This window comes from Streptomyces sp. PH10-H1, assembly GCF_030063355.1.
Classification (GTDB): domain Bacteria; phylum Actinomycetota; class Actinomycetes; order Streptomycetales; family Streptomycetaceae; genus Actinacidiphila.
The window spans coordinates 135226-159512 of the sequence record NZ_JASISZ010000004.1; the positions used below are offsets into that span (position 1 = coordinate 135226).

A 24287-nucleotide genomic window follows, 5' to 3' on the forward strand; every position below is an offset into this window, starting at 1 on the left:
GGGGCGACCCGGCTCAGCGCCCGCTGTATTCGAGGAGGGCCAGCCGCAGCGTCTCCCGCATGAGATCCACGCCGACGGTGATGCACTCCTCGTCGACGTCGAACCTGCCGGTGTGGAGGTCGTGGGCGGTCGCCTTGCCCCGCGGCCGCACCCCGAGCCGGGCCAGGCCCCCGGGCACGGTCTCCAGATACCAGGCGAAGTCCTCACCGCCGAGGCTCTGCGGGGTCTCGTAGCGCGCGCCGGGTTCGAGCGCCGCCGAGACCGCCGCGTCGAACACCCGCATGGCGTCCGGGTCGTTGGTCACCGCGGGCGCCACCTGGTTGAACTCGGCGCTGAACGTCACGTCGTACGGTGAGACGATCGCCGTGGCCAACCGCTCGAAGAGCTCGGGTACCGCCGCCCACGCCTCCCGGCTCAGGGACCGCACCGTCCCCTGGGACGTGACATGACCCGGCCGCCCGTCGGCCGCGGGGACGCTGTTCACCGTCCCGAAGACCGCCGAGGCGACCATGGCGGCCCCGGCCGGGAGGGCGTTCTGCAGGGCGGTCGGGAGGTCGGTGATGAGCTTGGCCATGACCATCACCAGGTCCGTGGGCGGCACTCCGGGCTCGCCTCCGGCCGCCGGGCGCGCGATCTCGATGTCGAACGCGGTGAGGCTGGACGTGATCGGACCGGTGCGGATGCCGACCCGGCCCACCTCGCCCGCGGGATCGCAGTGCAGTGCGTAGATGACGGCGACGTCCTTGAGCACACCCGCCGCGATGGCGTCGTGGGCGCCACTGGGCACGGCCTCCTCGGCGGGCTGGAAGATGAACCGCGCCCGCCCCTCGACCGCTTCCGGCGCCTTGGCGAGCTCCAGCGCCACTCCGAGCATGATCGTGGTGTGCACGTCGTGCCCGCAGGCGTGACAGGTCCCCGGCGTGGTCGACCGGTAGGGGACCTCCTTCTCGTCCGCGACGGGCAGCGCGTCGATGTCCGCGCGCAGGGCCACGACCGGGCCGCGGCCGTCACCGATGTCGCAGTACAGGCCGGTGCCGCCGGGAAAGACGGTGGGTGTGAGACCCGCGGCCGTCAGCTGCTCGGCGATGAAGGCGGTGGTGCCGAATTCCTGCCGCGCCGTCTCCGGGTGGGCGTGGATGTGGCGGCGGATCTGCACCAGGCGGTCGAACCTGTCGGGATTCATCAACAATATCCAGTTTCAGAGGTCACGAGTGGCAGGACTTTATCAGGGCCGGACCGCGGTAAATTCCGTTCCCGGAGGGCTCTTCGAGGGTGCGTCAGTTCTCCGCACCGGGGCCGGTGTTGTCGTCCGGGCTCTTCGGGTCCACCGGAAGCCGTTCCAGACCGATGCCGAAGTGCTCGCGGTAGGCGGCGAGCAGCCCGTCCTGCGGCACCTCCCGTTCCTGCCGCTCCTCCCCCTCCGTGGTGATGAGGGAGCGGCCGCTCAACGTGATCCGGCCGGTCGCGGTGAGCATCGAGCAGACCAGCGACTGGGTGAAGTGGGACGCGGGGGAGGTGCGCTGCCACCAGCAGGTGGGCTCGAACTCGCGCAGCTTGCGGGGGCGTTGCTCCAGCCGGTACTGCGGTTCGCCGTCCTGGAGGATGTCGAGGTCGCCCTCGGGGGCATCGACGACGCGGAAGACACCGCCGGGGTCGTGCTGGTCCTCGCGGCTGTCCAGCCGGATCGGGTGGTGGCTGAACTTGCCGAAGCCGGCGTCCACCAGCCAGGGGCCGGCGGCGTCGACGCGCAGCGCCATATGGTCGAAGGGCGGGCCGAGGATTCCGTCGGCGCCGAAGACCCGGGCGCCGTGCAGGCTCACGGGGTAGCCGAGCGCGGTCAGCAGCGCGCCGAACACGCCGTTGACCTCGTAGCAGAAGCCGCCCCGCCGGGCGGTGACCACCTTGGCGAGGAGCGCCTCCTCCGTCAGCACGATGTCCTCGCCGAGATGGATCGAGAGGTTCTCGAAGGGCACGGTGAGGAGATGACTCAGCTGGAGTCCGCGAAGCGCGGCGGCGTCGGTGACGGCGGGGTGGTCGGCCCCGATGCGCGAGAGATAGGCGTCGGCCTGAGAAGCGTCCATGGGGCAGTTATGCCGCAGTGATCGGCCGCATGCCAAACGGCGCCGGATCCCCGCGTCACAAGTGGCGCCGCTGGGCGCGCTTCGCCTCCTCGTACTCCGCGCGGGCCCGCCGCGTCGAGGGACGGTCGGAGACCTCGGCGACGGCCACGTCCCACCAGGCCCCGACGGCCCGATCCGGCGTGGCCGGCAGAGCTGCGGCCGGTTCCGTCTCGACGTAGACGGCGGTGGCGCGGGCGGAGGCGCGGGCGGTGGCCAGCGCCTCGCGCAACTCCTTGACGCTACTGGCGGTCAGTACGTCCAGACCGAGGCTGGCGGCGTTGGCGGCCAGGTCGATGGGGAGGGGATCGCCGGTGAACGTGCCGTCGGGGGCGCGGAAGCGGTAGGCGGTGCCGTAGCGCTCGGCGCCGACGGATTCCGACAGGCCGCCGATCGAGGCGTAGCCGTGGTTCTGCACGATGACGAGGTTGATGTTGATGCCCTCCTGGACCGCGGTGACGATCTCGGTGGGCAGCATCAGATACGTACCGTCCCCGACGAGCGCGAAGACCTCGCGGTCCGGCGCGGCGAGCTTCACGCCGATCGCGGCGGGGATCTCGTAACCCATGCAGGAGTAGCCGTATTCGACGTGGTACTGCTTCGGGTCGCGGGCCCGCCAGAACTTGTGGAGATCTCCGGGCAGCGAGCCCGCCGCGTTGATGACGACATCGCGGTCGTGGAGTACGTCCTCCAGGGCGCCCAGCACTTCGGTCTGGGAGGGGAGCCGGGAGGGGCGGCCGTCCCCCGCGTCCGGGTGGAGGACGGCGTCGGTGGCGCGCCGCCAGTCCGCGACGCCCTGGTCGTGACGGGACAGGTCCACATGGTGGCCGGCCAGGGCGGCGGCGAGTGCCTCGATACCGGACCGGGCGTCCGCGACCAGGGCGGTGCCCGCCATCTTGTGGGCGTCGAACGAGGTGATGTTGAGGTTGACGAAGCGCACGTCCGGCTGGGCGAACAGCGAGTTGGAGGCGGTCGTGAAGTCCGTCCACCGGGTGCCGATGCCGAGCACGACGTCGGCCTCGCGGGCGGCGGCGTTCGCGGGCGCGGTACCGGTGTGCCCGATCCCGCCGAGCGCCCGCGGATGGTCGTGGCGCAGGGAGCCCTTGCCCGCCTGTGTCTCGGTCACCGGGAACCCGGTGGCGGCGGCGAAGTCGCGCAGCGCGTCGGTGGCCCCGGAGTAGATCACGCCGCCGCCGGCCACGATCAGCGGGCGCTCGGCGGAGCGCAACAGCGCCGCGGCCTCGCGCAGCGCGGAGGTGTCGGGCAGCGGGCGGCGTACGTGCCAGATCCGGGTCCCGAACAGTTCCTGTGGCCAGTCGTACGCCTCGGCCTGGACGTCCTGGGGAAGCGCCAGCGTGACAGCGCCGGTGTCCACCGGGTCGGTGAGTACGCGCATCGCCTGCAGCAGGGAGGGTGCGAGCATCTCGGGGCGCCAGATCCGGTCGAAGTAGCGGGAGACCGGCCGCAGCGTGTCGTTGACCGACACGTCGTACGCCCACGGCACCTCGAGCTGCTGCAGCACCGGATCGGCGGGGCGGGTCGCGAACACATCACCCGGCAGGAGCAGCACCGGGACGCGGTTGACGGTCGCCAGCGCCGCGCCGGTGACGAGGTTGGTGGCGCCGGGCCCGATGGAGGTGGTGCAGGCCATCGTGGACAGCCGGTTGTTCATCCGGGCATAGCCGACCGAGGCGTGCACCATCGCCTGCTCGTTGCGGCCCTGGTAGTACGGCATGACGTCGTGCCCGGCCTGGAGCAGCGCCTGCCCGATCCCGGCGACGTTGCCATGGCCGAAGATGCCCCAGGTCCCGGCGATCAGCCGGTGGCGTACGCCGTCGCGTTCGGTGTACTGGGCGGTGAGGAAGCGGACGAGGGCCTGGGCGACGGTGAGCCTGACGGTGGTCGTCACGGGCGCAACTCCTCTAGGGGTGCGGTCTCCTGCGGAACGGTCTTCTCCGGTGCGGTGTACAGCGGCAGTCGCGGGTCGGCCGGCCGGCCCGCCCAGCTGCCGCGTACCCAGGCGTGGGCGGGGTCGTCGCAGATCAGCCAGGCGCGCTCGGCGCCCGGCCCTGCCATCACGTTCAGGTAGTACATGTCGTAGCCGGGGACGGCCATGCTGGGGCCGTGCCAGCCGCTGGGGATCAGTACGGCGTCGCCGCCGCGCACTTCGGCGAGGACATCGGTTTTCCCGGCGCGGGACGGGTAGACCCGCTGGTAGCCCATCGCCGCGGGGCCGCCCGCCAGCTCGAAGTAGTAGATCTCCTCCAGCTCGGACTCCGTCGCGCTCGCCTCGTCGTGCTTGTGCGGCGGGAAGGACGACCAGTTGCCGCCCGGTGTCAGCACCTCGACCGCGATCAGCCGGTCGCACGTGAAGACCCCGGCCGCCGCGAAGTTGTTGACCTGCCGGCTCGCGCCGCCCGCGCCGCGCAGCTCCACCGGCACGCCGGAGGCGGGCCCGTACCGGGCCGCGAGCCGTCGCTCGCAGCGGGCCCCGGTGAGCGCGAAGCGGCCGCCGGCGCGGCTGGTGACCACAGCGTGCGCGTCGCGCGGGACGTACGCGAAGTCGCTGACGCCGCTGAACACGTCTGTCCTGCCGTGCAGTTCGAAGACCTCGCCGTCGACGGCGACGTCACAGCCGCCCGCCAGCGGCAGCACGATCCATTCGCTGTCGCCGCTCGCCAGCGCGCGCGACTCGCCGGGCGCCAGCGTCAGTACCCGCAGGGAGCTGTACCCCCACCCGGCGCTCGCCGGGTCCACCCACAGGTCGTAGCCGTCGCGCGCCGCACTCGCGGCCGGTACGTGCCCGGACAGCGGAGCGGGTACGTCCCGAGCGGGTGCGGATTCCGCAAGTACGCCTTCCGCAGCTACGCCTTCAGTGCGTACGTCGTCAGGGTTCACCGGGAACTCCTCGGCGGGGTGGGGCTCTGGTCCACCAGCGACACGGCGGTGTCTATGGCCGCCGCCACGTCGCCGTCGTCAGGGAAGAGCATCGTGCGGCCGAGGATCAGACCGCGCACCTGCGGGATGCGCAGCGCCTTCTGCCAGGCCGCGTACCGCTCGTCGGGACCGCCGCTGCCCTCGCCGCCGAGCAGCAGGGTGGGCAGGGTCGTCGAGGCCATCATGCGTTCCATCTCGTCGACGACCGGCACCTTGAGCCAGGTGTACGCGGAGGTGCTGCCCAGGCCCTGGGCGATGTTGTTGACGTAGATCTGCGCGTCCGGCTCCAGGATGTTGACGACCCGCCCGGCCACCCGGTGGGTGCGGAACGGCTCGACGAGCGCGAGCAGCCGGCGCGCGGCGAGCGCGTGCACGGCGTGCGAGCAGCCGGCCAGCGTGTCGGCCGTGCCGGGGTCGTCCGGGTCTATGCGCAGCAGCACCTTGCCGCCGTCGAGCCCGGCCGCGGCGATACCGGGCGCGTCGTATCCCGTGAAGCGGTCGTCGAGTTCGAAGGAGGCTCCGGGCAGACCGCCGCGGTTCATCGACCCCAGCACCAGTTTGCCGTCGAGCGCGCCGAGCAGCATCAGATCCTCGACGAGGTCGGCGGTGCCGAGGAAGCCGTCCACCCCGGGGCGCGACAGCGCCTCGACGCACCGCGCCAGCAGTTCGTGCCGGTCGCCCATGGCCGTGGGATCGCCGCCCGCCGCAACCGCGCCGCGCGCGGGATGGTCGGCGGCCAGCACGAACAGCGGCCGGGCGAGCCGCGACGCGTCGAAGGGGGTGCGCTGGGCGCACGCCAGCCGGATCGCATCGGGCGCCGAGGCCCGCAGCCGGGTGATCTCGTCGACCGATGAGGCGAGCGGCGCGGGACGCAGACCGGACGAGGCGGCCCTGCGGGGTACGAGCGGAGTGGTGCCGGGCGTGCCCTGGGCCTGCGGCGCGGGCGTGCCGGTCCGTGCGGTCCGGGCGGGGCGGGAGTTCGCGGTCATACGCGGGACCTCTTCGAATCGGCGTCGCGGGCCGCGGGAGCCGGTTGCCGCTCCCGCTCCGTGAGGAGCGCCTCCACCTCGGCGAGGGTCGGCATTGCGTCGGCGCAGGCATGGCGCGAGGCGACCAGCGCGCCCGCCGCGTTGGCGGTGCGGATCACCCGTGACAGCGGCCAGCCGGCCAGCAGGCCGGCGCACAGGGCGCCACCGAAGGCGTCGCCCGCGCCGAGGCCGTTGACGACCTCGACCGGCACCGGGGGGAAGGAGACCTGCTCCTGCGGGGTGCGGGCCAGCACCCCGTCCGGTCCCTGCTTGATCACCGCGAGGCGTACGCCCCTGTCCAGCAGCAGCCCGGCGGCGCGTTCCGGATCGCCGGTGCCCACCGCGACCTCCGCCTCCTCGCGGTTGCCGACCGCGACCGTCGCGTACCGCAGGGCTCGTGCGTACAACGCCGGCGCCTCGGCAGGGTCGGCCCAGAAGCCGGGCCGCCAGTCGAGGTCGAAGTAGACGTCGCGGCCCGCCCGTTCCTCCAGCGCGGCGAAGAGCGTGGAGCGCGTGGGTTCGACGGCGAGTGCGGAGCCGGTGATCCAGAGCACCCGCGCGTCGCGGACCGCGGCCCGGTCCAGCAGCCCCGGCTCCAGGCACTGGTCGGGGGCGACCGGGCGGCGGTAGAAGTAGAGCGGGAAGTGGTCGGGCGGGAAGATCTCGCAGAACACGACGGGGGTCTGCAGTCCCGGCACCGTGGCCACGAGCGCGTCGTCCACCCCGAAACCGCGCAGCGCTCCGCGCACATAGGCGCCGAACGGGTCGTCCCCCACACCGGTGAGGACCGCGGTGCGCAGGCCGTAACGGGCCGCCGCCACCGCGACGTTGGTCGCGGTCCCGCCGAGGTACTTGGCGAAGGTGCTGACCTCGGCGAGACCGACGCCGGTCTGCTCGGGGTACAGGTCCACGCCCACCCGCCCGACGGTCACCACGTCGTAGGCGGTGCCCGCCGGGGTCGCGCCGTTCGCGCCGTCGGCGCCGCCCGGGGCGCTCACAGCGCGGCCAGCCAGTCGAGCGAGGCCCGTACGTCGAGGACCGGGCCGCCGCCGGGCGGTGGTTCCCCGGCCAGGACGGCGTCCTGCTCCATGACGTACCAGCCCTCGTAACCCGCGTCCTCCAGCGTGCCGATGAGCGCGGCGATGTCGATGTCGCCCTGACCCAGCGGCCGGTACATCCCGGCGGATACGGCTTCGGTGTACGTGGTGCGGCCGTCCCGCACGGCGGCAGCCGCTTCCTCGTCCACGTCCTTGAGGTGTACGTGGGCGACCCGCCCCGCCGCCCGGCGGGCGAGCGCCACGGGGTCGGTGCCGCCGACGAGCAGATGCCCGGTGTCCAGGCACAGCCCGGTCCAGCTCCCCTCCAGCACCCGTTCGACGTCGTCCTGGCTCTCGACCATGGTGCCGACGTGCGGATGCAGGGCGGCGGTGATCCCGGCGCCCGAGGCGAGCGAGGCGACCCGGTCGAGATTGGCCAGCAGCGTCTTCCAGCCGAGGGCGTCCAGCTCGGGGCGGGCGTCGTAGCCGTCCCGGCCGGTCGCGGCGGCGAGCACCAGGGTCCCGGCGCCCGCCGCGGTGAAGCCGGCCAGCGCGGCGCGCACCTCCGCCAGCGGATCGGTGTCCGGATCGTGCAGCACGACCGGTACGAAGCCGCCGACGGCCGTCATCCCGCGCGCCGCGAGCAGCGGGCCCGGCAGGAAGCCGTCCGGCCCGAACTCGGTCGCGGCCAGCCCGAGGCCGGTCATCTCGTCCAGCACCCGCTCGGGCGTCAACTGGTGTCCCCAGCCCGGCACTTCGCACACGCCCCACGAGATCGGAGCGGCGGCAACCCGGTCGAGCCTCATGCGCGCACCTCCGCCGCGTTGTTCCCGGCACCGGCGAGCAGTTCGGCACGCGCCGCGATCTCGGCGACCGCGACCGGCCGCCGTTCGCGCCGCGACACCTCGCAGGCCTCGGCGACGAGCAGGGCGCGCAGCGCCTCACGCCCGGCGCAGGGGTTGGCCGCCTCGCCGCGCGCCACGTGGACGAAGGCGTTGAGCTCGGCCCGGTAGGCGGGGGCGAAGCGTTCCAGGAAGCCGGGCCACGGGTCCGGGACGCCGCGCGCGGCCCCGGGCTCGACGGAGGTGACGGGGGTACGGGCGTCGACGCCGACGGCGATCTGGTCCTCGGTGCCGGCCAGTTCCATCCGGACGTCGTAACCGGCGCCGTTGTAGCGGGTCGCGGTGGCGGTGGCGAGCACTCCGCCCTCCAGGGTGAGCAGCGCGGCAGCGGTGTCGGCGTCGCCCGCCGCGCGGAAGAAGTCCGCCCCGCCGTTGGCGCCCGTCGCGTAGACCTCCAGGATCTCCCGGCCGGTGACCCAGCGCAGGATGTCGAAGTCGTGGATCAGGCAGTCGCGGTACAGGCCGCCGGAGAGCGGGATGTACGCGGCGGGCGGCGGGGCCGGGTCGGAGGTGACGGCCCGAACCGTGTGCAGCCGGCCGAGCCGTCCGGCGCGTACCGCCTCGCGAGCGGCGATGTACCCGGCGTCGAAGCGCCGCTGGAAGCCCATCTGCAAGGTGGTGCCGGCCGCTTCGACCGCGCGCAGCGCGGCCAGGGTGCCGGCCAGGTCCAGGGCGATCGGCTTCTCGCAGAAGACCGGGATGCCCGCTAGTGCGGCCCGTTCGATGAGTGCGGCGTGAGCGGCGGTGGCCGAGGCGATCACGACCGCGTCGACGCCCGTGGTGAAGACGTCGTCCACCGATTCCGCCGCGTGGGCGCCGATCCCCGCCGCGACCTCGGCGGCCCGGCCGGGAACGGCGTCGGCGATGAGCAGTTCGCCGACGTCCGGATGCGCTCGTAGCGCTTCGGCGTGGAAGGCCCCGATCCGACCGGCGCCGAGAAGTCCCATTCGCATACCTGGCCCTGCTCCCTTCCAGGAACGATGATCCTCCGGAGGCCGCCCTCGCACCTCCGGCTGATATGGCTTGCGTGTCGCGCGGGACCAACCTCCCGCGCTCCCTCACCGGCTGTCAATAGTTTGTCAGGACATACGGACTTCCCGTCATGACCCCCGGCCGCTACGCTCCCTTCGTGCCTCATCGTGACCCCGCTCCGCTCCGCCTCAGCGTCGACCGGTCGAGCCCGGTCCCGCTGTACTTCCAGCTGGCCCAGCAACTGGAGAGCGCGATCGAGAACGGCGGGCTCGCCCCCGGCAGCCTGCTGGGCAACGAGATCGAGCTGGCCGGCCGGCTCGGCCTGTCCCGGCCCACGGTGCGCCAGGCCATCCAGACCCTGGTCGACAAGGGTCTGATGGTGCGCCGCCGCGGTGTCGGCACCCAGGTGGTGCACAGCCAGGTCAAGCGCCCGCTGGAGCTGAGCAGCCTCTACGACGATCTTCTCGCCGCGGGCCAGCGCCCCGCCACCCGAGTGCTCCGCAATTCCGTCGAGCCCGCCTCAGCCCAGGTCGCGGCAGCGCTCGGGGTGCCCGAGGGCAGTGAAGTGGCGGTGGTGCACCGCCTCCGCCTCGCCCACGGCGAGCCCATGGCGCACCTGACGAATTACCTGCCGCCCGAGCTGCTGCCGCTGCACACCGCCGACCTGGAGGCCACCGGCCTCTACCGGCTGATGCGCGGCTCGGGGATCACCCTGCACAGCGCCCAGCAGACGGTCGGCGCGCGGGCGGCGACCGCTGAGGAGGGCCTGCTGCTGGCCGAACCCGAGGGCGCTCCGCTGCTGACGATGCAGCGCACCACGTACGACGACAAGGGCCGGCCGGTGGAGTTCGGCTCGCACATCTACCGCGCCTCGCGCTACTCGTTCGAGTTCCGGCTCCTGGTACGTACCTAGATGGGTTCGGAAGCCTGAACGTAAGAATGTCTGTACAAACTCTTGACGCTGCGCCCCGATCGCGATTAGAACCGGGCCGTGCCGTACACCGGACCGGACCCGGGCGGCCGGAGGAGAAGGCGGAACCACGATGGCACGCAGGCGTAAGGCTCTGTCCACGGCGGCACTCGCACTGGCGCTCTCGCTCGCCGCGGCCGGGTGCAGCAGCTCCGGGGGCAAGAAGACGGAGCAGAAGGACGCGACGGCCGGGGTGAGCGGAGTGAACACCCCGAAGCTCACGATCGCCATGGTCACCCATTCGGGTGCGGGCGACACCTTCTGGGACATCGTCCAGAGGGGCGCCCAGCAGGCCGCGGCGAAGGACAACGTGAAGTTCCTCTACTCCAACAACCAGGAGGGGAACGAGCAGGCGCAGCTCGTCCAGACCGCGATCGACCAGAAGGTCGACGGGATCATCGTGACGCTCGCCAAGCCCGACGCGCTCAAGGCAGTGATCCAGAAGGCCGTCCAGGCCGGCATACCCGTGATCAGCATCAACTCGGGATCCCAGTTCTCCGCCGCTTACGGCGCACTCAGCCATATTGGCCAGGACGAGGCGGTGGCCGGCGAGGCGGTCGGTGACGAGCTCACCAAGCGCGGCCTGAAGAAGGCGCTCTGTGTCATCCACGAACAGGGCAACGTCTCGCTCGAACAGCGCTGCGACGGCGCCGCGAAGACCTTCAAGGGGTCGATGCAGAAGCTGTACGTCACCGGCACGAACATGCCCGACGTGCTGTCCTCCGTCACCTCCAAGCTCCAGGCCGACAAGTCCATCGACGCCGTCCTGGCCCTGGGCGCGCCCTTCGCCGCCACGTCCGTGCAGGCCGTCAAGCAGACCGGCGCCAAGGTCGAGGTCGACACCTTCGACCTCAACGCGGCCGTGGTCAAACAGCTCAAGAGCAAGGAGGTCGGCTTCGCGGTCGACCAGCAGCCCTACCTCCAGGGCTACCTCGCGGTGGACGAGCTGTGGCTCTACAAGACCAACGGGGACGTCATCGGCGGCGGCAAGCCCGTCCTGACCGGCCCCGCGCTCGTCACGGACAAGGACGTGGCGCAGCTGGAGAAGTACACCGAGCGCGGCACCCGATGACAGCGGTGATGCCCCCCCTGACAGATACTTGGGCCGCCGGGGCTGATCATCCAGCCCCCGGCGGCACCGGGATCCGCAGGGAAGGGCAAGGCTTCGTGGCGATGGCTAATACGGGGATGCGCGCGATCGGCGCACTGCTGGCGGCGGTGCTCGGAGCCTCTCTGGCGGGGTGCAGCAGCACGGGCGGCAAGCGCGCCGAGGAGCGGGCCGCGCAGTCCGCCGGCGGCGGCTCGGGCGTCGACACCCCCAAGTGGACCGTGGCCATGGTCACCCACTCGGGCGCGGGCGACACCTTCTGGGACATCGTCCAGAACGGCGCCAAGCAGGCCGCTCGCAAGGACAACATCAAATTCCTCTACTCCAGCAGCAACCAGGCGAACGAGCAGGCACAGCTCGTCCAGACCGCCATCGACCAGCATGTCGACGGCTTGGTGGTCACCCTCGCCAAGCCCGACGCCATGAAGGACGTCGTCGCCAAGGCGGTCAAGGCCGGCATCCCCGTCATCACCATCAACTCCGGCTCCGAGAAGTCCAAGGACTTCGGGGCGCTCGGCCACATCGGCCAGGACGAGAAGATCGCCGGCCAGGCCGTCGGCGACGAGCTGGACAAGCGCGGCAGGAAGCACGCCGTCTGCGTCCTGCACGAGCAGGGCAACATCGGTCACGAGGAGCGCTGCGCCGGGGCGAAGGAGACCTTCGCCGGGCGGATGGACAACCTCTACGTCGACGGCACCAACATGCCCGATGTGCAGTCCGCCATCCAGGCCAAGCTCCAGGCCGATAAATCCATCGACGCCGTCGTCACCCTGGGCGCGCCGTTCGCGGCCACCGCGGTCAAGGCCAAAGAGCAGGCGGCGAACTCCGCCGAGGTCGACACCTTCGACCTCAACGCGCAGGTCGCCAAGGCGCTGGCCGCCGGCACGATCGGCTTCGCCGTCGACCAGCAGCCGTATCTGCAGGGTTACGAGGCCGTGGACCTGCTCTGGCTCCACCGCTACAACGCGGACGCCCTCGGCGGCGGAAAACCGGTGCTCACCGGCCCGCAGATTCTCACCAAGAAGGACGCCGCCGCGCTGGCGAAGTACACCGAACGGGGGACGCGATGACACCGGCCACCACACTGGAGAAATCCAACGGCGAAGACGGCTCCGGCGGCCACGGCGGACCGGACGGCCGGAGCGGCCCGGACGACCGGCTGGTGCACCGCTCGCTGCCGCGCCGGCTGATGAGCCGCCCCGAACTGGGCTCGGTCGTCGGCGCCGCCGCCGTCTTCATCTTCTTCTCGGTCGCCGCGGACTCGTTCCTGCAGTGGTCCAGTTTCGGGACCGTCCTGTACGCCGCCTCGACCATCGGCATCATGGCGGTGCCCGTCGCCCTGCTGATGATCGGCGGCGAATTCGACCTGTCGACCGGCGTGATGGTCACCAGCTCCGCGCTGGTCTCCTCGATGTTCAGCTACCAGATGACGGCGAACGTGTGGGCGGGAGTCGCCGTATCGCTGCTGGTCACGCTGGCCATCGGCTTCTTCAACGGCTTCCTGCTGACCCGCACCAAGCTCCCCAGCTTCATCATCACGCTCGGCACCTTCCTGATGCTCACCGGCCTGAATCTGGGCTTCACCAAACTGATCAGCGGCACGGTCAGCACCAAGTCCATCGCCGACATGGAGGGCTTCTCCTCGGCCCGGGTGCTGTTCGCCTCGCATCTGACCATCGGTGACATCGATCTGAAGGTCACCATCCTGTGGTGGGCCGCCCTGGTCGCCGTCGCCACCTGGGTGCTGCTCCGCACCCGCGCCGGAAACTGGATCTTCGCCGTCGGCGGCGGCGCGGACGCCGCCCGCGCGGTCGGAGTCCCGGTGGTCCGCACCAAGATCGGCCTCTATATGGCGGTCGCGTTCTGCGCCTGGATCTCCGGCCAGCACCTGCTCTTCTCGTTCGACGTGGTGCAGTCGGGCGAGGGCGTTGGCAACGAGTTCCTCTACATCATCGCGGCCGTCATCGGCGGCTGTCTGATGACCGGCGGCTACGGGTCGGCGATCGGCTCCGCGGTCGGCGCGTTCATCTTCGGCATGACCAGCAAGGGCATCGTGTACGCCCAGTGGAATCCGGACTGGTTCAAGTTCTTCCTCGGGGCCATGCTGCTGCTGGCCACGCTGCTGAACGCATGGGTCCGCAAGCGGGCGGAGGCAACCGCATGAGCGCGCTGGTGAAGCTCACCGACGTGAGCAAGTACTACGGCAACATCAAGGCCCTGGAAGGGGTCTCCCTCGAGGTGCACCCCGGGGAGATCACCTGCGTCCTGGGGGACAACGGCGCGGGCAAATCCACCCTCATCAAGATCATCTCGGGTCTGCACCAGCACGACGCGGGCACCTACGAGGTCGAGGGCGAGCCGGTCCGTCACACCTCGCCCCGCGAGGCCCTCGACCGCGGTATCGCCACCGTCTACCAGGACCTCGCGGTCGTGCCGCTGATGCCCGTGTGGCGGAACTTCTTCCTCGGCTCGGAGCCCACCAGGGGCCGGGGACCGGCCCGCCGCCTCGATGTGCGGAAGATGCGCGAGACCACGCGCGGCGAGCTGCTGCGCATGGGCATCGACCTGCGCGGCGTCGACCAGCCCATCGGCACCCTGTCCGGCGGGGAGCGGCAGTGCGTCGCCATCGCGCGCGCCGTCTACTTCGGCGCCAAGGTCCTCGTCCTGGACGAACCGACGGCGGCGCTGGGCGTCAAGCAGTCCGGCGTCGTCCTCAAATACGTCGCCGCGGCTCGCGACGCGGGCCTCGGCGTGGTCCTGATCACCCACAACCCCCACCACGCGTTTCTGGTCGGCGACCGGTTCGTCCTCCTCAAGCGCGGGGCGATGGCCGGCAGCTACCCGAAAACGGGCATTACGCTGGAAGAACTCACCCGCCAGATGGCGGGCGGCAGCGAGCTGGAGCAGCTCAGTCACGAGCTCGCCCGCGAGGGCTGACCCGGCCCGCGCTGCGCGGGGTACGTCCTCGGTGCGGCACAATCGGCATGACAGCCACCGATCCGGAGACGACCCTTGCCAGCAGCGTCACGCAGCGACCGATCAGCCTTTCAGCGCAAGGGCGCGGCCCGGGCGACCGTGTTGCAGACCGTCGGCCGCCGGGAGCGGCGCTCTCATCTGACGGCGCCGAGAGTGCCGACGGTCGGTATCGACATCGGCGGCACCAAGGTCGCGGCCGGTGTCGTGGACCCGGACGGCAACATCCTGGAGCAACTCCGCGCCGAGACGCCCGACAGGAGCAAGAGCCCCAAGGTCGTCGAGGACACCATCGTCGAGCTGGTCCTCGACCTGTCGGAGCGGCATGACGTGCACGCGGTCGGCATCGGCGCCGCCGGCTGGGTCGACGCCGACCGCTCCCGGGTGCTCTTCGCCCCGCACCTGTCCTGGCGCGACGAACCGCTGCGCGACCGGCTCGAGGAGCGGCTGCTGGTGCCGGTCATGGTCGACAACGACGCCAACACCGCCGCCTGGGCCGAATGGCGCTTCGGCGCCGGCCGCGGTGAGGACGATCTCGTCATGATCACGCTCGGTACCGGCATCGGCGGCGCCATCCTGGAGGATGGCAGGGTCAAGCGCGGCCGCTACGGGGTGGCCGGCGAATTCGGCCATATGCAGGTCGTCCCCGGCGGTCACCGCTGCCCGTGCGGCAACCGCGGCTGCTGGGAGCAGTACAGCTCGGGCAACGCCCTGGTCCGCGAGGCCCGTGAGATGGCCGCCGCCGAGTCGCCCGTCGCGTACGGGATCATCGAGCGGGTCGGCGGCAACATCGGCGACATCACCGGTCCGCTGATCACGCAGCTGGCCCGCGATGGCGACGCCATGTGCGTCGAACTGCTGCAGGACATCGGCCAGTGGCTCGGTGTCGGCATCGCCAACCTCGCCGCCGCGCTCGACCCCTCCTGCTTCGTCATCGGCGGCGGCGTCAGCGCCGCCGACGACCTGCTCATCGGCCCGGCCCGCGATGCCTTCCGGCGCAACCTCACCGGCCGCGGATACCGCCCCGAGGCCCGCATCGTGCAGGCCGAGCTGGGCAACGAGGCCGGTCTGGTCGGCGCGGCCGACCTCGCCCGGCTGGTCGCCCGGCGCTTCCGGCGCGCCAACCGGCGCCGCGTCGAGCGCTACGAGCGGTTCGGCCGCGCGGTGGGCCTGTGAGCGGCGACCGCCCGCAGAGCCGAGCGCTGCGGAAGGTGCCCCGCTGGGTGCACTGGACGGTCGTCCCGCTGTTGATCCTGGTACCCGTCGGCTATGTGATCGTCTCCGCCGAGCAGAGCCGCGACAGCGGCCAGAACAAGGAGGAGTCCGCCGCCGCCACCCATCTGACCTGGGACTGGCCCACCAAGGCGCAGCGCCGTATCTACCAGGTGCCGATCCCTCTCGACTGGACGCGGAAGATCGCCTATCTGGAGACGAACACCTGGGACACCGGCGTGCTGTACGTCCAGTTCCAGCCCACCCCGGGCGGCCTCGACACCTTCCTCGCGCAGGTGGGCATCAGCCGGTCCGCGCTGAAGTCCGGTGCTGTCACCATCACCCCCAAGCAGGCGAAGGTGCCCGGCTGGAGCTTCGGCCCCGGACACCAGTGGGCCGGAGTGTCGCGTACCCAGCACGGTGACAAGCCGGACCACGACATCACCGTCGACCTCACCGACCCGGAGAATCCCGTCGTCTACGTGGTCTCCACGATCAATTTCTGACCAGGAGTGGAGGTTGTCGGTCTGAAGAGGCTTGGTGAAGGTGTAACGGCCGTCGTCGTGCAGCGTCAGAAGGTGCTCGATGAACGGGTTCGGAGTCGGCGGCGCGGTGTATCCGGCCAGGCCCATCACCTTGTACTCGCCGTTGTTGGGGACGAAGCCAAGGAAGCGGGTGATGGCGGAGAACAGGGTGCCGATGGAGTACTCGGCACCGGTGACGGTGTCGTCGAAGACGGTGATCCGGCCGTCGCGGATCTCGCCCATCAAGGTCGAGAAGCGTTCAGCGCGGCCGTCGCTGACGAGGAACGCGGAGTCCCTCATGCCGGCGAGGTAGTAGCCGGTCGTGGCGTGGGCCAGGTGGTGAGGGACGAAGCGGACCTTGGCCGGGTCGGGGCGGTGTCCGGTGCGGGCTTCTTGACGATCAGCAGGTCGCGGAGCTTTTCCCCGGCCGCGGGTGCCTGGCACAGGCCCGCGCCGGTGAATCCGGCCGCGTACAGGAAGCGGCGGGTGGGGTGTTCGCCGATGAGGGCGGTGTTGTTGGGGCTGGCGTCGAAGTCGCCGCTCCACGGGCGTTGCAGGCCGATGCCGTCCAAGGCGGGGAACAGGGTGCCGAGATGGCCGGCGATGCGGCCGAGCCAGGCTTCGCGTGCTTCGCCTGCCTTGGGTACGCCCATGGCGAGGAGGATGCGGTCCTTCCATGAGCGGATCCGCAGGCCGGATGTGGCGTGCATCGTCATGGGCATCTCGCGGTGCGGGGAGGGCGGGGCGTCGGTGAACAGCATCTCGATCGCGTGGGGTCTCATCGGCAGGTCGACCGATGCCATGGATGCCACCTCGCCGGACCAGGGCCCGGCCGTGCACACGATGCTGTCTGCCTTGATGCTGCCCTGCGGGGTGTGGATGGTGTTGTCGTCGTCGATGCATGTGACGGGTGTGTGGGTGAACAGGCGTGCGCCGTGATTGCGGGCGGCGGCGGCGTAACCGCGGACGATGTCGAGGCCGTCCACGTGGTACGCCTCCGGAGACCAGGCGGCGGCCAGGACGGCGCGTTCGTTGATCAGCGGGTTGAGTCCGGACGCTTCGCGGGCACTGATCAGGCCGACTTGGACGCCGGCGGCCTGCTGGGCTTGATGGGTGGCCTCGAATGCGGCGATCTGCTGTTCGTCGGTGAACAGCACCATGAACCCGAGCCGCTTCAGGGCGAGGGGGGCTGCGGTGTGGCGGGCGAAGTCGTGGTAGGCGTTCAGGCTGCGCACGGCCATTCGCCCGGTCTCGGGGTCGCCGGGGAAGTAGGTGCGGACCATGCCCGCGGTGTGCGCGGATGCCCCGCCGCAGCCCGAGCGCCTCGGTTTCCAGCAGTGCGCGCAGCCGCATGGCGTCGCCGTCGGATATTTCGGAGGGAACACCGGGGTTACTGAGGCGCTCTCTTTGCTATTGGTGCAGGTGAGAGCCTTGAAGACCTCACGGGCTATGGAGCGTTTCAGACAGCAAATGATGTCTTTCTTCCGCAGGCCTTGCGCAGTGCGGCGGGCGACGTACTCGCGTGCCCGACGGTCTCGTTGCATGCGGACGACGGCGATGCGGTACAGAGTGGCGTTGACGGAGCGGTTTCCTCCGCGGTTGAGCCGGTGGCGGTCCCGGCGTCCGGCGGAGGCGGGTATGGGGGCAACGCCGCACAGATAGGCGAAGGCTGCCTCGGAGCGCAGGCGTCCGGGATTGTCACCGACAGCAACGAGGAGCCGGGCGGCGGTTACGGGACCGACTCCATGGATGGTCAGCAACAAGGACCACACCCGGCGCCGGGCACCGGACGAGCGGGCTTTCGCCCGCCGGAAGCAGTGGCAGATCCTCCGCAAAGCGCCGGTGCAGCACCAACCGGATCAGCACCAACCGGATCAGCAGCACCGTCGCCGCCGTCCACGCCATCGAGATCGCCTGGCGCTCAGGATGAAGGGTTCACTGAGTCCTACCTTTCGTACGAATCCACAAGAGGGGCCAGCCGACCAGCCAACTCCTTCATGGTTTCGGTGACTGACCCTCGACAGGGCCCGGCGGATGTACTTGCGCTATACCAGCACCTGAACAGTCACGGAAGGGACAGTGGAGGCTTCCTGATGACCAACCAGACTTCTCCCGCATCACCGGAGCGCATTGTCTGCGCCTAGCCGCGCTGATGTCCTGCGGGTGTCGCCGACCGAGCTGATCTCACGGCGGCACCCGCGGAGCCCCACTTGTTGCCCCGAATGCTCTGCCCGTGACGTGTCCCGCACGGCAGAGCATTCGGGGAGTCCCCACCGTCTGCGACAAAGGAGTGACCATGACCGTGTATACCCAAGAAACGAGCATCCAGGAGCTCGAGCGCACATGGATGGATGAGGCCATCGGCCTTGCCACCACCAGCGTGAAGAACGGCGGCGGTCCGTTCGGCGCACTGATCGCCATGGGTAGCGAGATTGTCGCGATCGGGCACAACAAGGTCACTTCGAACCTGGACCCGACGGCGCATGGCGAGGTGAGCGCGATACGTGCCGCCTGCCAGAAGCGGGGCACTTTCTCGCTCGAGGGCTGCGTCCTGGTCACCTCCTGTGAGCCGTGCCCGATGTGTCTTTCCTCTGCACTGTGGGCGCGGGTCGACCGGATCATCTTCGCCGCTGATCGGCATGACGCTGCGATGGCCGGTTTCGACGACCGCAAGTTCTACGACCTGTTCGAAAAGAAGCCCGCGGAGCTGTGGCCGATGGCGATCGAGCGAGTGGACATGCCGAACCCTACGGCGCCGTTCGACGCTTGGCTGGCCAAGTCCGACCGCATCGACTACTGAAATGCGGTTCACGTCTCGGGTTCGAATCCCGAAGGCGGATCTGTAAAGGCCCCAGGACTCACGGCGGTTTCCAGGGGTCGTGGCAACACGTGGTCGTGTTCATCAGGCCGCGAGCAGTTTATGCAGGCGCTCGGCTGGGGTTTCCCAGTCGAGCGTTTCGCGTGGGCGGCCGTGTCCGCCGGTTGATCCCGACGATCCGGCACGCTTCCGTGTTGCCTACGCCCTGTTCCATGAGCCGGGAGCATGCCGCCCGCTCATGAGTGAGCTTCTTACGTCCCTGCGGCTGCCGGTCCTCACGGATCTCGAAGTCCATGCCACCCCTTGAGCTGGGGTGTTGCCACGACTCCTAGAACCCAAGCACTTGCCGTGACCTAGGGCCTTTACTTCACGATCGGCTCCGGGCGGGGCAGGAGAGCGTCAAGGGTGCCCCTCGCATGTGTGCGTTCGCACGAGCGCGGGGCACCCCTGTCGATCCGGGTGGAGGGTCAGTGGCCCTCGGTTTCGAAGGTGCGCAGCAGATCGGCGGCGACGCTCACGGCGATCGTCGCGGGTTCCTTGCCGGTGATGTCGGCCAGCCCTACCGGGGTCTTGATCCGATCGATGGTGGCCTCGTCGTGCTCCCCCTCGGTGGCGAGGCGCTTGCGGAACCGCACCCACTTGGCAGCCGACCCGATCAGCCCGATGGAGCCGAGGTGGGTGGTGCGCAAGGCGGCGTCGCACAGAGCGGCGTCCTCGGCGTGATCATGGGTCATGATCAGGATGTGGGTGCCGCGCGGCAGCTCCTCCAGCACCTCCTCGGGCAGCAGCGGCGTGTGATGTACATGCACCTGCGCCACCGCGTCCGCCAGCACATCGAGCCGCTCCTTGGTGAGCATGTCGGAGCGGGTGTCGATCAGATGGAGGTCGAGATCCTGACGTGCCAGGATGCGCGCCAGCTCCAGCCCGACGTGCCCCACGCCGAAGACGGCCACCGCCCGTACCACCGGCAGGGGTTCGAGCAGCACCGAGACCGTGCCGCCGCAGCACTGCACGCCGTGTTGGTTGGTCACTTTGTCGTTCAGGGCGAAATCGATCAGCGCCGGCTCAGGCTTGGACGCGGCGATCATCTCCCGGGATCGATCGATCGCGACGGCCTCGACGTTGCCGCCGCCGATCGAGCCCCACGTGTCACTCCGCCCCACCACCAGTTTCGCACCGGCGTCGCGCGGGGCATGGCCGCGCACGGTCGTGACGGTCACCAGCACGCCGGACTCCCGGCGTGCCCGCAACCGTGCGACCGCGGCGATCCACGTCATGTCAGGCACCGCTCAACGCTGTTGCGACGGTTCGGACCTTGCCGTTGGAGGCCTGGCTGCTTTCGGCGTGGCCGCCTGCGGCAAACCCGTCGGCGTGACCGTTCTGGGAGGCAGCGCCCCGGCGGGCCTCCTCGATGGCCCAGTACACCGCTTCCGGCGTAGCCGGCGAGGCCAAGTCGACGCTGACCCCGCTCGGCCCGAACGCGGCGGCTGCCTGCCGCAGCGCCTCGCGGACCGAGAACGCCAGCATCAACGGAGGCTCACCCACGGCCTTGGACCCGAACACAGCCCCCTCTTCGGTGGCGTTCTGCATCAGCGAGACGTTGAACTCCTCGGGCATCTCCGAGAAGCTCGGCAGCTTGTAGGTGCTCGCGGCCTGGGTCAGCAGCCGGCCACGGTGCGGCCCGTCAGTGGCGTCCCAGCGCATGTCCTCCAGGGTCAGCCAGCCCGCTCCCTGCACGAAGCCACCCTCGACCTGACCGATGTCGATCATCGGGGACAGGCTGTCGCCGACATCCTGCACGATGTCCACCCGCCGGATGCGGTAGGCGCCGGTGAAGCCGTCCACTTCCACCTCGGTCGCGGCGGCGCCGTAGGAGAAGTACTTGAACGGCGAGCCATGGAACGTCTTCGCGTCCCAGTGCAGCCCCTCGGTGCGGTAGAAACCGGCCGCCGACAGTTGGACCCGCTGGAAGTACGCGGTGCGCACCAGGTCGTCCCAGGCCAGCTCCTTGTCACTGCCGAGGATCCGTGCGACGCCCTCGACGATGCGGACGTCCGAGGCGTTCCCGACCAACTGGGTGCCGGCCACCTGCCGCAGCCGCTCACGCAACTGCTCACAGGCGTTCTTCACCGCCGCACCGTTGAGGTCAGCTCCTGAACTCGCCGCGGTGGCAGAGGTGTTGGGTACCTTATCCGTCCGAGTCGGGGCCAGCCGCACCTTGTGCAGCGGAATACCCAGGGTGGTCGCGGCCACCTGCAGCATCTTGGTATGCAGTCCCTGTCCCATCTCGGTGCCGCCGTGGGTGATCAGGACCGAACCGTCCTTGTAGATCAGCACCAGCGCGCCGGCCTGGTTGAAGGCGGTGAGGTTGAAGGAGATGCCGAACTTGATCCCGGACATCGCGAGCGCCCGCTTGGTGTTCGGGTGTGCGGCGTTGAAGGCCGCGATCTCGCGCTTGCGATCGGTGATGCCGGCGTCGGCCTGTACTTGCTGCCAGACGGCGGAGATCCGTTCGGGCTGGGTGACCGGCTGCCCGTACGGTGTCGTCTGGCCCCGCCCCGGCTGGTAGAAGTTCCGTTCCCGCAACTCCATCGGGTCCAGGCCGAGCAGCGGCGCGCACCGGCCCAGTATGTCCTCGATCACCAGCATGCCCTGGGGTCCGCCGAAGCCGCGGAACGCGGTGTTGGAGACCTTGTTGGTCTTGGCGATGCGACCGGCGACGCGCGCGTTGGGAATCCAGTACGTGTTGTCGATGTGGCACAACGCGCGGGCGACCACCGGCTCGGAGAGGTCCAGGCTCCAGCCGCCGTCCGCGGTCAGGGTGGCGTCCAAGGCCTGGATGCGGCCGTCCGCGTCGAAGCCGATCTTCCACGTGGCGTGGAACCCGTGGCGCTTGCCGGACATGGTCAGGTCCTGCGTCCGGTTGAGCCGTACCCGTACGGGCCGACCGGTCAGCTTGGCACCGAGCGCCGCGATGGCCGCGAATCCGTGCGGCTGCATTTCCTTGCCGCCGAAGCCGCCGCCCATCCGCAGGCACTGCACCGTCACCTCGTGGCTGTGCAGTCCGAGGACGTGCGCGACGATCTCCTGGGTCTCCGAAGGATGCTGGGTGCTGCTCTGGATGAACAGCTGCCCGTTCTCGTCGATGAGGGCCAGCGCGGCGTGTGTCTCGAGGTAGAAGTGCTCCTGGTCGGAGAACTGGAACTCGCCGGTGAACACGTGCGCGGAGCCGTCGAAGCCGGCGTCGATGTCGCCGGCCACCATCAGGGGACGGGCGCCGTGGAAACTCTCGGTCGCGATCGCGTCCTGCAGGGTGACCACGGCGGGCAGTTCGTCGAGTTCGACCTCGACGGCCGCCGCACCGAGCCGGGCCGCCTCCAGGGTCTCGCCGAGCACCCAGGCGACGGCGTGGCCGTGGAACATGACCTCGTCGGGGAAGAGGGGCTCGTCGTGCTTCATACCGGCATCGTTGACGCCGGGCACGTCGGAGACGGTCAGCACGCGGACCACGCCGGGCACGGCAAGCGCGGGCTCGGTGCGCAGCGCGGTGATCCGGCCGTGGGCCTTCATGACCTGGACCGGGTAGGCGTGCAGGACGTCCTTGGTGCGGTAGACCAGGTCATCGGTGTACAGCGCGGTGCCGGTGACGTGCAGGGTGGCACTCTCGTGCGGCATGGAGACGCCGACGACAGGCTTTTCGGGGCGTTCGGACAGATGACTCATGACGACACCGCCTCAGTGGTTTGCGCGTACAGCTTCAGCAGGCTCTGGCCCAGCATCGCGGAGCGGTAGAGGGAGCTGGCGCGATGATCGCTCATCGGCGTGCCCTCGCCCCGCAGCTCCCGGGCCGCGGCCTCGACGGTCTCCGTCGACCAGGGCTTGCCCTCCAGGGCCGCCTCGGTGGCGAGGGAACGGATCGGGGTGGCGGCCACGCCGCCCAGGCCGATGCGTGCCTTGCGGACGATCCCGTCCTCGATGTCGAGCGCGAAAGCGACGGCCACGCTGGAGATATCGTCGAAGCGCCGCTTGGCGATCTTGTGGAAGGCCACGACCGGCGACAGCGGCAACGGGACGCGTACCGAGCGGATCAGCTCGCCGGGACGCCGCACGCTCTGCCGGTAGCCGGTGAAGTAGTCCGCTAGCGGGACCTCGCGCTCACCGTCGGCGTCGGCGAGCACCACCGATGCCTCCAGCGCGAGCAACACCGGCGGGCTGTCACCGATGGGGGAGCCGGTACCCAGGTTGCCGCCGAGGGATGCACTGTTACGGATGAGCCGGGACGCGAACTGCGGGAACAGCTCTGCCAGCAGCGGGACGTCTCCGTCGAGCCGGCGTTCGATCTCGGTGAGCGTCAGCGCCGCCCCGATCTCGATGAAATCGGATTCGACTCGCAGCTCCCGCAGTTCGGGCAGCCGGTCAATGCCGACCACACAATCCGCCCGACGGGAACGGATGTTCACCTCCACGCCCCAGTCGGTGGATCCGGCGACCACCACCGCGTCGGGCCGCTCGCGCAGCAACTGCAGGGTTTCGGCCAGGGTGTTCTTCCGCAGGAACGCGCTGCCGTCCTGGGTGTATTCGGTGGCGACCGGTGCGGGCGGGGACTGCTCGCGACGCTGCGCCATCGGGTCCTCATCCGTGGGCGTACCGACGGCGAACGCGGCATCGCGAATCGGGCGGTAGCCGGTGCACCGGCACAGGTTTCCGCTCAGCGCGTGCAGATCGAAACCGTTCGGACCGTGCTCGGCGTCGGCGCTGTCGGCCGAGTCCGCGCTGTCGCCCGACTCCGTGTGCGCGCAACGGTTGGGCCTGTAGTACTCGGCGGCCATGCTGCACACGAATCCCGGGGTGCAATAGCCGCACTGAGAGCCGCCGCGGACCGCCATCTCCTCCTGCACCGGGTGCAGGGTGGCTGGTGTGCCGGGCTCGCCGACGGTGGCGAGGCCCTCGGAGGTAATGATCTCCTGACCGTCGAGCGCCGAGGCCGGGATCAGGCAGGCGTTGACCGCCACCCAGTCGGTGGGCTTGTTCACCCCGGGGCGGGCCACCAGGACCGAACAGGCGCCGCACTCACCCTCGGCGCAGCCCTCCTTGGTCCCGGTGAGGCCACGCTCGCGCAGGAAATCCAGCGCTGTGGTGTGGGGCGCAGCCGGTGAAATCGGTGCTTCTTTCCCGTTGACCGTGATGCGCGCCGCTACCATGACAGGCCTTCGTGTCGGTGCGTGATCGGTCGATTCATCATGTTCGCCAATTTCAGGCAGCTTTCTGTGTTCAGGCGCGCCACGTGAGAGGAGTGGGCGCAGAAAGGCACGCAACAGCGACGTGCCGGAAGATGGTGACGGGAAACCCCGAATGTGCCGCGAACGGGCACATCAGAACGGCGTGCTTAGCAGCCGTGCGCGATCCGACCCGGAACCCAGACTGTGCACTGGGCGAGGCGACCAAGATCAGAGCTGGTGTACATCCGCCGGTCGCCTCCTTCCGGTCATGATGGGTCGACGATTACCGCAAACTAATGGCTCATGCCACAGAGGTCAAGAGATTGATCTCGGCCTCTCACATACTGATCGGATTCGAGGTTGGGGCCCCACCGCCGGGTGGTCGAGCGCAGAGCGTCCTGGCCGGCCGGCTGCCGTCGCCTGCCCCGCCGCATGAGCGCAAGGCCGAGCGCTCCCTCGCTTTCATCGGC

20 protein-coding genes and 2 pseudogenes are annotated in these 24287 nt (G+C 70.1%); 8 read left to right on the top strand and 14 right to left on the bottom strand.

What is annotated here, in order from left to right; all coding sequences use genetic code 11:
- Positions 1-13: 13 nt before the first annotated feature.
- The 8 genes from QMK24_RS04430 to QMK24_RS04465 form a co-directional block, all read right to left on the bottom strand.
- Positions 14-1183 (bottom strand): amidohydrolase, encoded by a 1170-nt coding sequence (locus QMK24_RS04430; protein ID WP_283463769.1) that lies wholly within the window; start codon positions 1181-1183, stop codon positions 14-16.
- Positions 1184-1277: 94 nt separating this feature from the next.
- Complete coding sequence (locus QMK24_RS04435; RefSeq protein ID WP_283463770.1) at positions 1278-2081, bottom strand: arylamine N-acetyltransferase family protein; 804 nt, start codon at positions 2079-2081, stop codon at positions 1278-1280.
- Positions 2082-2136: 55 nt separating this feature from the next.
- Complete coding sequence (iolD, locus tag QMK24_RS04440) at positions 2137-4026, bottom strand: 3D-(3,5/4)-trihydroxycyclohexane-1,2-dione acylhydrolase (decyclizing) (protein ID WP_283463772.1); 1890 nt, start codon at positions 4024-4026, stop codon at positions 2137-2139.
- Positions 4023-4928: a 5-deoxy-glucuronate isomerase gene (iolB, locus tag QMK24_RS04445; RefSeq protein WP_283463874.1), complete on the bottom strand. Its 906-nt coding sequence runs from the start codon at positions 4926-4928 to the stop codon at positions 4023-4025. The genes iolD and iolB overlap by 4 nt, the downstream gene beginning before the upstream one ends.
- 83 nt (positions 4929-5011) lie before the next feature.
- Positions 5012-6043: a Cgl0159 family (beta/alpha)8-fold protein gene (locus tag QMK24_RS04450; RefSeq protein ID WP_283463773.1), complete on the bottom strand. Its 1032-nt coding sequence runs from the start codon at positions 6041-6043 to the stop codon at positions 5012-5014.
- Positions 6040-7080 (bottom strand): 5-dehydro-2-deoxygluconokinase, encoded by a 1041-nt coding sequence (gene iolC, locus QMK24_RS04455; protein ID WP_283463774.1) that lies wholly within the window; start codon positions 7078-7080, stop codon positions 6040-6042. Before iolC ends, QMK24_RS04450 begins: the two co-directional genes overlap by 4 nt.
- On the bottom strand, positions 7077-7925 hold the full coding sequence (locus tag QMK24_RS04460) for a TIM barrel protein (RefSeq protein ID WP_283463775.1): 849 nt from the start codon (positions 7923-7925) through the stop codon (positions 7077-7079). The genes iolC and QMK24_RS04460 overlap by 4 nt, the downstream gene beginning before the upstream one ends.
- Entirely contained in the window at positions 7922-8974 is a 1053-nt protein-coding gene (locus QMK24_RS04465) for a Gfo/Idh/MocA family protein (RefSeq protein WP_283463777.1), read from the bottom strand. Before QMK24_RS04465 ends, QMK24_RS04460 begins: the two co-directional genes overlap by 4 nt.
- A gap of 149 nt (positions 8975-9123) precedes the next feature.
- On the opposite strand from QMK24_RS04465, the gene QMK24_RS04470 reads away from it, so the two are divergent.
- The 7 genes from QMK24_RS04470 to QMK24_RS04500 all read left to right on the top strand — a co-directional run bounded on the left by QMK24_RS04470 (position 9124) and on the right by QMK24_RS04500 (position 15762).
- Positions 9124-9906, top strand: a complete 783-nt coding sequence (locus QMK24_RS04470) for a GntR family transcriptional regulator (RefSeq protein ID WP_502962553.1) — start codon at positions 9124-9126, stop codon at positions 9904-9906.
- A gap of 130 nt (positions 9907-10036) precedes the next feature.
- On the top strand, positions 10037-11035 hold the full coding sequence (locus QMK24_RS04475) for a sugar ABC transporter substrate-binding protein (RefSeq protein WP_283463781.1): 999 nt from the start codon (positions 10037-10039) through the stop codon (positions 11033-11035).
- Positions 11036-11130: 95 nt separating this feature from the next.
- Positions 11131-12141 carry a sugar ABC transporter substrate-binding protein gene (locus QMK24_RS04480; RefSeq protein WP_502962554.1) on the top strand — a complete coding sequence of 337 codons (1011 nt, stop codon included), beginning with the start codon at positions 11131-11133 and terminating at the stop codon, positions 12139-12141.
- Between the two features lie 119 nt (positions 12142-12260).
- Positions 12261-13235 (top strand): ABC transporter permease, encoded by a 975-nt coding sequence (locus QMK24_RS04485; RefSeq protein ID WP_283463876.1) that lies wholly within the window; start codon positions 12261-12263, stop codon positions 13233-13235.
- Positions 13232-14008, top strand: a complete 777-nt coding sequence (locus QMK24_RS04490; protein WP_283463782.1) for an ATP-binding cassette domain-containing protein — start codon at positions 13232-13234, stop codon at positions 14006-14008. The genes QMK24_RS04485 and QMK24_RS04490 overlap by 4 nt, the downstream gene beginning before the upstream one ends.
- Before the next feature lie 75 nt (positions 14009-14083).
- Positions 14084-15220 carry an ROK family glucokinase gene (locus QMK24_RS04495; protein ID WP_283463783.1) on the top strand — a complete coding sequence of 379 codons (1137 nt, stop codon included), beginning with the start codon at positions 14084-14086 and terminating at the stop codon, positions 15218-15220.
- The gene (locus QMK24_RS04500; protein ID WP_283463784.1) at positions 15217-15762 is read left to right on the top strand and encodes a hypothetical protein; all 546 of its coding nucleotides are present in this window, start codon (positions 15217-15219) and stop codon (positions 15760-15762) included. Before QMK24_RS04495 ends, QMK24_RS04500 begins: the two co-directional genes overlap by 4 nt.
- A gap of 93 nt (positions 15763-15855) precedes the next feature.
- Here QMK24_RS04500 and QMK24_RS04505 read toward each other — a convergent pair.
- Positions 15856-16116: pseudogene (locus tag QMK24_RS04505) on the bottom strand (carbamoyltransferase N-terminal domain-containing protein); the annotation flags it as partial.
- On the bottom strand, positions 16077-17552 hold the full coding sequence (locus QMK24_RS04510) for an NAD(P)/FAD-dependent oxidoreductase (RefSeq protein ID WP_502962555.1): 1476 nt from the start codon (positions 17550-17552) through the stop codon (positions 16077-16079). The gene QMK24_RS04510 and the pseudogene QMK24_RS04505, both read right to left, overlap by 40 nt.
- A 524-nt stretch (positions 17553-18076) precedes the next feature.
- Between QMK24_RS04510 and QMK24_RS04525 the strand changes: the two genes are divergently transcribed.
- Positions 18077-18580 (top strand): nucleoside deaminase, encoded by a 504-nt coding sequence (locus tag QMK24_RS04525; RefSeq protein WP_283463785.1) that lies wholly within the window; start codon positions 18077-18079, stop codon positions 18578-18580.
- A gap of 148 nt (positions 18581-18728) precedes the next feature.
- Here the strand turns inward: QMK24_RS04525 and QMK24_RS41670 are convergent.
- The 4 genes and pseudogenes from QMK24_RS41670 to QMK24_RS04540 all read right to left on the bottom strand — a co-directional run.
- Positions 18729-18893, bottom strand: a pseudogene (locus QMK24_RS41670) (IS30 family transposase); the annotation flags it as partial.
- 172 nt (positions 18894-19065) lie between these two features.
- A complete protein-coding gene (gene xdhC / locus QMK24_RS04530; RefSeq protein WP_283463878.1) occupies positions 19066-19875 on the bottom strand; it encodes a xanthine dehydrogenase accessory protein XdhC in 810 nt (269 codons plus the stop codon).
- Position 19876: 1 nt separating this feature from the next.
- Positions 19877-22321, bottom strand: a complete 2445-nt coding sequence (xdhB, locus tag QMK24_RS04535) for a xanthine dehydrogenase molybdopterin binding subunit (RefSeq protein WP_283463786.1) — start codon at positions 22319-22321, stop codon at positions 19877-19879.
- Positions 22318-23799, bottom strand: a complete 1482-nt coding sequence (locus QMK24_RS04540) for a xanthine dehydrogenase small subunit (RefSeq protein ID WP_283463787.1) — start codon at positions 23797-23799, stop codon at positions 22318-22320. The genes xdhB and QMK24_RS04540 overlap by 4 nt, the downstream gene beginning before the upstream one ends.
- Between the last annotated feature and the right edge of the window lie 488 nt (positions 23800-24287).